Below are 6,236 nucleotides of genomic sequence, written 5' to 3'. Positions count from 1 at the left end.
CGGCAGGCCTGGCGGGACGCTTTTCCCCGCCGGGCCTGCCGGCTTTGGCCTGCCTGGAGTGCCCGTAAGGGCCCCATGTCAAATCGAGCCGGACCCGAGCGTGACCATCGAACCCAAACCCCGCCCAAAACCCGCCGAGCCCTGCCCCCTGACCCCCAACCCCTCGAACCCCCACCCCTTCAACCCCCAAGTCACTCCCGAGGTATCTCCACCCCGATTTCCTCCCCCAACCGCGCCCCACCCACCAAGTCCAGCTCATCACCGCTCCAAAACCGCCCCGGGTCGTACCAATTGACCCGACGCCCGCTCGGCAGCAGCCCCATCTCCTCGTAAGTCACCGCCACCACCTCCGCGCAGTACGCCGTCTCCAACGTCGTGTCCGAAGACTTGCGCAAGTTCGGCAACCGCCCGCGCAACCACCGACTGGCCATCCTCGCCGTGGACGGGAACGGGGTCCCGTTGAGCCGTGCCACCGTCTTCAGCACCGCGTCGTCCTCCTCCCGGGTCGTCGGCCGGTCGAGTTGCCGCAGCCACGCCCGCTGCCCGTACTTGCGCGCCCACACCAGCACGGCGTCACGCAAGTCGTGCAACTGCACGCCGCGGTGGTGCGTGCCGGTCCACACGTCCGGCAGGGAGCGGCCCATTTCGGCGTGCCACATCAACGGCGGCAGGTCCTCGACGGCCACGGTCATGCCGACGTGGTTCACCGGGCTGTTCGTGGTCACCCGGATCGCCCGGTCGGCCACCGAGCTGCCGCGGAACAACCAGACGTCCCCGGTACGGGTGAGCTCGACCGCCTCGTCCAGACCGATCTTCGTTCCAGCCATCCCGGTAGCCTAGGCAGATGCGCTGGTGGAAGCTGCTCGGACTGGCCGGTGTCGCGGGTGTCGCGGCGACCGGGGTGGTGATCGCACGCGCGGAACGCAAGCGTCGCGCCTACACGCCCGACGAGATCCGCGAACGGCTGCACGCACGCGTCAACCAGGGGGAAGCGCCCAAATAGCCGGCGCCAGCCGAACCAGCGCCGACTGAGGAACCTGCGCCGATCAAGAACCTGCGCCGACCGGGTCCCGACCGGGTCTCGACCGAGCCCCAAGATCCCGAAGCCCCCGACCAACGGCGGGTTGACCGGGAACGGTCCCCACGACTGGGGTACCAGCATGCGATCCCTGTTCGCGGCCCTGCTGTGCGTGCTCGTCGTCGCGCCACCGGCCCACGCCCGCACCCGCCCGGTCGAGAACCTGGACGCGGCCACCATCCCGCACCTGAACCGCCGAATGGACGCGGGCACCCTCACCTCGGTCGACCTCACCCGCGCCTACCTGCGCCGCATCGAGACCATCGACCGCAAGGTCCGCTCGGTCGTCGCGGTGAACCCCGAAGCGCTCGCCCAAGCCGCGGAGAGCGACCGGCGACGTCGGCTGGGACAGGTGAGAGGCCCGATGGACGGCATCCCGGTGCTCCTCAAGGACAACATCGACACCAGGACCATGGGCAGCACGGCCGGTTCACGTGCCCTGCGCGTGCCGCCGAGAGACGACGCCGAGCTGGTGCGACGCCTGCGTGACGCGGGCGCGGTGGTCCTGGGCAAGACGAACCTGTCCGAGTGGGCGAACTTCCGCTCCACGTCGTCCACTTCCGGGTGGTCCGCGATCGGCGGGCAGACCAACAACCCGCACGTCCTCGACCGCAACCCGTGCGGCTCGTCGTCCGGCTCGGGCGCGGCGGTGGCGGCGTCGTTGGCGCAGGTCGCGGTGGGCACGGAGACCGACGGCTCGATCGTGTGCCCGGCCGGGCAGAACGGCGTGGTCGGCCTCAAGCCCACGCTCGGCCGGATCAGCGGCGACGGCATCGTGCCCATCTCGTCGCGCCAGGACACGGCCGGTCCGATGGCGCGGCACGTGGTGGACGCCGCGATCCTGATGTCCGTGCTGGAGGGCGAGGGCGTCGACTACGCGTCGGACCTCGGCGCGGCGACGTTGGACGGCAAGCGGGTCGGCGTGTGGCGCAAGGCCGGGCGCAACGCCGAGGCGGACCGGGTCGTGCAGTCGGCGGTGGACGTGCTGCGGCGCTCCGGCGCGGTGGTGGTCGAGGTGGAGTTGCCGTACCAGCAGGAGGTCGAGGCCGCCGAGTTCCCGGCGCTGATCACGGAGTTCAAGCACGACCTGGAGCGGTACCTGAAGACGCGGCCGGGCGTGCCGAGGACGTTGACCAAGCTGATCGCGTTCAACGAGGCCGACCCGGTGGAGCTGGACAAGTTCGGGCAGGAGTTGTTCGTCGAGGCGGCGAAGGCCCGGCCGGTCACCGATCCGACGTACGTCGAGCAGCGCCGGACCGCGACCGCGCTCGCCCGCCGTTCGATCGACGAGGTGCTGGCCGCGCACCGGCTGGACGTGATCATGGCGCCGACGAACGGGCCGGCGTGGCGGACCGAGTACGGCGACGGTGACGCCTTCGAGCTGGGGTCGTCGACGCCGGCGGCCGTGTCCGGGTACCCGAACGCTTCCGTGCCGGCGGGCTTCGCCGGGCCGTTGCCGATCGGTGTGTCGTTCATGGCGGGCCACCGGGAGGACGCGACCGTGCTGCGGTTCGCCGCCGCGTTCGAACGGGCGGCGCACGCCCGCCGGGCGCCCGGCTACCTGGCCTCGTCGCCTTCGTGATGCGGTCCACCGTCCTTGGTGGAATGTTGGGTCCATGCGCGCGGTGGTGTTGGGAACGGGTCTGATGGGCGCCGGGATGGCGCGGAGCCTGCTGCGGTCCAAGATGGACGTCGTGGTGTGGAACCGCAGCGTGGCCAAGGCTCGCCCGCTGGCCGACGAAGGCGCGCTGGTCGCCGACGACCCGAAGAGCGCGGTCGTCGGCGCGGACGTCGTGCTCACGATGTTGTTCGACGCCGACGCGACCGCCGGGGTGATGGCCGAGGCGTTGCCGTCGGTCGAGCCCGGTGCGGTGTGGGTGCAGTGCGGCACGGTCGGCTTGGACGGTGTCGACCACTTGGCGGAACTGGCCACGACGTACGGCGTGCCGTTCGTGGACGCGCCGGTGCTCGGCACGCGCGCACCGGCCGAACAGGGGAAGCTGACCGTCCTGGCGGCCGGGCCGGTGGAGGTGCGGGAGTTCCTCGCGCCGGTGTTCGACGCCATCGCGCTGCGCACGGTGTGGGCGGGTGAACGGCCCGGGGACGGGCAGCGGCTCAAGCTGGCGGCCAACTCGTGGGTGCTGTCGATCACGGCCGCGACCGCGCAGGCGGTGGCTCTGACGCGGGGATTGGGGTTGGACCCCGACGCGTTCTTGGAGGTGATCGCCGGTGGTCCGGTCGACAGCACTTATGCGCAGGTCAAGGGACGGGCGATGATCGACGGCGAGTTCACCGCGTCGTTCGGGGTTGACGGCGCGGTGAAGGACAGCGAGCTGATCGTGGCGGCGATGGCGGTGGCCGGGACGGATGATCGGTTGATGCGGGTGTTGCACGAGCACTACCGGGTGGCGGCGGGGCGGGTCGGGGAAGGGGCGGACATGGCGGCGGTGGTGGCGGCGTTCGGGTCTTGAGGTCGTCGCAGCGGATCTTGCCCGTCGAAACCCCGCTCTGCCCGTCGAAACCCCGCTCTGCCCGTCGGAACCCCGCCGAGGCCCTTGACCGCGTGGACGCGGCCCTTGACCGCGTGGACGTGGCCCGGGAAGAAGTGCCTGGAAGAAGTGCACTGCCGACCACCGGCCTTCCACCCGGGCGCGTGGCGTCAGGTGTCCTGCCAGACGGGGGTTCGGGTGATCATCCGTCCCAGGTTGGGGTCCGCGTAGCACTCGACGGTCCCCTCGGCGACCTTCGGCGACCGGATGTCCCTGTCGAAGAACTCAGCCCGCGCGCTGTCGCCTGGCTGAATCTGCTGGGTGACCGGCTCGCTGTTCATGCCGCCGACGATGACCCCGTCGGCGTTCCGCACGACCGCGGTCAGTTTCGGCCGCGGCGGGACGTCGTAGGTGTTGGTCACCTCGGCCGCGACCGTCTCGTTCCTGCCGTTCGAGCCGACGACGACCGGGTCGCCCGTCGCCAACTCGGCGTAGGGAGCGGGTGGTTTCCGGTAGCGCTCGCCGTCCGGGGTGTCCAGCGCGGTGATCAGGGTGATCTTGACGTTCATGCCGGCGATGGTCGGGCGGTCGCCACCGGGGGCGGGGCCGGCGTAGCTCTCGCTGTGGCCGGCGCCCATCCTCCGGCCGGGTAGCACGACGCTGAACTCGTTGCCCGAGCTGGGCACGTCCGGGAGGGGCTTGCCTGCTTCGTCGGTGAACTCCACGGCGACCCGGACGGTGAGGGCCACCTCGTCGGAGACGTTCTCGATGACGTACCCGTAGCTCAGGTAGTCGCTCTCGACGCCGGGTTTTTCGACCTTGTAGGTGACGAACCCCTTGTCGACGACCTTGATCACCTCGTCGGCACTGGCGATGGTCTTCGGTTCGCCGGTATCGCCCGCGGCTGATGACGACCCGTCCCCGCCGCCGCACGCGGTCGTCAGGGCCAGTGCGGCGCACGCGAGCGCGACGAGCTTGCCGATGGTGGTCATCCCAGGTCCTCGAAAACGGGGTCAGTGGTGACGATCCACCCCATGACCGGATCCACGGAGAACTCGGTGGTCCCCGAGGTCAGCCTCGGCAGGTGGACCTGCCCGGTGAGGGTGGCCTGCGCGCGGGCACCCGGCTGGATCTTCTCCTCCATGGCGTTGTTGCCCAGACCGCCCACGATGACGCCGTTGGCGTCCCGCCTCACCGCGGTCACCTTCGGTTTCAACGGGACGCCGTAGGTGTTGGTCACGTCGACCGTGACCACCTCGTTGTCGTCGTTCTGGCCGGTGAGGGTCTCGACCGGGTTGCTCGCCCGCAGCTCCTGGTAGGGGGCGGGCGGGTCCCGGTGGCGCTTGCCGTCCGGGGTGTCCAGCGACCCGATCATCGTGACCTTGACCTCCATGTCGGCCACGACCGGGCCGTCGTACATGCTGTTGCCGCCCACGCCCATCTTCTGGCCGGGTAGTACCACGGTGAAGGAGCCGGCTTCTTCGGTGCCCGGGACGGGCTGTCCTGCTCCGTCGGTGAAGTCCGCCTCGACCGAGACGCTGAGGGCCACCTCGTCGGAGACGTTCTCGATGACGAACCCCCAGCTCAGGTAGTCCTGCTTGACGGACTTCCCGACGCTGTAGGTGACGAACCCCAGGTCGACCACCTTGATCACCTCGTCGGCACTGTCGATCTTCCTCGACTTGCCGGGGTCGGTGCCTGATGTCGGGCCGCCGGCCGGTGACCCGCTCCCGCCGCGATCGCCACACGCAGTAGTGACGGCCAGTGCGGCGATCACGACCGCGACGAGCCCCCTGCTTCGATACCCCATGGTGCCGGAACGTAGCGTCGCGAAGCGGGCGAGCGTGTCAGGCGTTCGCCCTACACACGACCGAAGCCACGTCCGACGCGACGTCTTCGCCCACTGCCACCGCCACCGTCTACATTCGACACTCGGCTGCCGAACCCCTCGTGAGGTCCGTGTCGGGTGGGTTCGGGATGGCGGCGCGGTTCCGACTGCGCCGGCCGGTGGTCGTGGTGTGGCGGGGGTTGGTGGTGTTGGGCCTGTCCGTCGTCGGCAGGTGGGAGTTACCGTCGAAGCGGGTACCAGTGGGTGACAGGTGCCGGTCGTGGCGGAGGTGGTGGGATGGGGTCCGGTGGGTTGGTCGCCGCCGCCGCGTTGGCCGGTGTGGTTGCCGCTGGTGCCGGTGGGCTCGCGGCGCCTGGCGATCCGGACGAAATCTGGCGCGACACCGGGCTCCGGGTGGTCGACAGGGCGACCCGCGCTGACGACGAGTGCGTTTCCCACTCGTTCGGGCAGGTGCAGGAGTTGTTGAAGGCCGTGCCTTGCGTGGCCCTCGACCGGATGCTGTTCACCCTCACGGACGACAAGGGTGGGACGGCGGTCGTGTTCGTCGCCTGGGTCGAGTTCGACGACCGCGACCAGGCCCGCGAGTTCAAGCGGCTCGAGGACGTCCACGGCACCGGTGACCTCACGCCGCTGTCCGGTTCCCTCCTCCAGGTCGCCGACGTCCCGTTCACCGCGCACAACTACGACTCCGCGGTGCTCGACGGCGTCACGGTGGTGATCGCGGAGGTGGAGAACGTCGCCGGTGGGTTCACCTCCGCGTACCTGGACGACATCGCGGGCGTTGCGGTGCTCACACCCCGCCCCTGATCCGTTTCCCGTC

7 protein-coding genes are annotated in these 6,236 nt (G+C 70.2%); 4 read left to right on the top strand and 3 right to left on the bottom strand.

The features are described 5' to 3' along the window. Positions 1 to 191: 191 nt before the first annotated feature. On the bottom strand, positions 192 to 827 hold the full coding sequence (locus tag ABTZ99_RS40060; RefSeq protein WP_498772248.1) for a hypothetical protein: 636 nt from the start codon (positions 825 to 827) through the stop codon (positions 192 to 194). Positions 828 to 844: 17 nt separating this feature from the next. Between ABTZ99_RS40060 and ABTZ99_RS40055 the strand changes: the two genes are divergently transcribed. The 3 genes from ABTZ99_RS40055 (at position 845) to ABTZ99_RS40045 (ending at position 3,549) form a co-directional block, all read left to right on the top strand. Then, a complete protein-coding gene (locus ABTZ99_RS40055) occupies positions 845 to 1,003 on the top strand; it encodes a hypothetical protein (RefSeq protein WP_498772250.1) in 159 nt (52 codons plus the stop codon). Between the two features lie 157 nt (positions 1,004 to 1,160). After that, positions 1,161 to 2,660: an amidase gene (locus ABTZ99_RS40050; RefSeq protein ID WP_499618247.1), complete on the top strand. Its 1,500-nt coding sequence runs from the start codon at positions 1,161 to 1,163 to the stop codon at positions 2,658 to 2,660. A gap of 34 nt (positions 2,661 to 2,694) precedes the next feature. Next, positions 2,695 to 3,549 carry an NAD(P)-dependent oxidoreductase gene (locus ABTZ99_RS40045; protein WP_498772254.1) on the top strand — a complete coding sequence of 285 codons (855 nt, stop codon included), beginning with the start codon at positions 2,695 to 2,697 and terminating at the stop codon, positions 3,547 to 3,549. A 188-nt stretch (positions 3,550 to 3,737) separates the two neighbouring features. Here ABTZ99_RS40045 and ABTZ99_RS40040 read toward each other — a convergent pair whose 3' ends face one another. Together ABTZ99_RS40040 and ABTZ99_RS40035 are read right to left on the bottom strand one after the other, a co-directional pair. Further along, positions 3,738 to 4,559: a hypothetical protein gene (locus tag ABTZ99_RS40040; protein WP_499618245.1), complete on the bottom strand. Its 822-nt coding sequence runs from the start codon at positions 4,557 to 4,559 to the stop codon at positions 3,738 to 3,740. Then, positions 4,556 to 5,212: a hypothetical protein gene (locus ABTZ99_RS40035; protein WP_499618243.1), complete on the bottom strand. Its 657-nt coding sequence runs from the start codon at positions 5,210 to 5,212 to the stop codon at positions 4,556 to 4,558. The genes ABTZ99_RS40040 and ABTZ99_RS40035 overlap by 4 nt, the downstream gene beginning before the upstream one ends. A gap of 597 nt (positions 5,213 to 5,809) precedes the next feature. On the opposite strand from ABTZ99_RS40035, the gene ABTZ99_RS40030 reads away from it, so the two are divergent. Next, positions 5,810 to 6,223 carry a hypothetical protein gene (locus ABTZ99_RS40030; RefSeq protein ID WP_499618241.1) on the top strand — a complete coding sequence of 138 codons (414 nt, stop codon included), beginning with the start codon at positions 5,810 to 5,812 and terminating at the stop codon, positions 6,221 to 6,223. The last annotated feature ends 13 nt before the right edge of the window (positions 6,224 to 6,236 follow it).

Source organism: Actinosynnema sp. NPDC002837 (genome assembly GCF_040295345.1).
Lineage (GTDB): Bacteria > Actinomycetota > Actinomycetes > Mycobacteriales > Pseudonocardiaceae > Actinosynnema.
The sequence above is the reverse complement of the archived record's forward strand: the minus strand, read 5'-3'. Positions and strand labels throughout refer to the sequence as shown.

Excerpts from the sequence above, each read along its gene's own strand:
- ABTZ99_RS40060 (WP_498772248.1), bottom strand. The coding sequence starts at position 827 with ATGGCTGGAACGAAGATCGGTCTGGACGAGGCGGTCGAGCTCACCCGT.
- ABTZ99_RS40055 (WP_498772250.1), top strand. The coding sequence starts at position 845 with ATGCGCTGGTGGAAGCTGCTCGGACTGGCCGGTGTCGCGGGTGTCGCG.
- ABTZ99_RS40050 (WP_499618247.1), top strand. The coding sequence starts at position 1,161 with ATGCGATCCCTGTTCGCGGCCCTGCTGTGCGTGCTCGTCGTCGCGCCA.
- ABTZ99_RS40045 (WP_498772254.1), top strand. The coding sequence starts at position 2,695 with ATGCGCGCGGTGGTGTTGGGAACGGGTCTGATGGGCGCCGGGATGGCG.
- ABTZ99_RS40040 (WP_499618245.1), bottom strand. The coding sequence starts at position 4,559 with ATGACCACCATCGGCAAGCTCGTCGCGCTCGCGTGCGCCGCACTGGCC.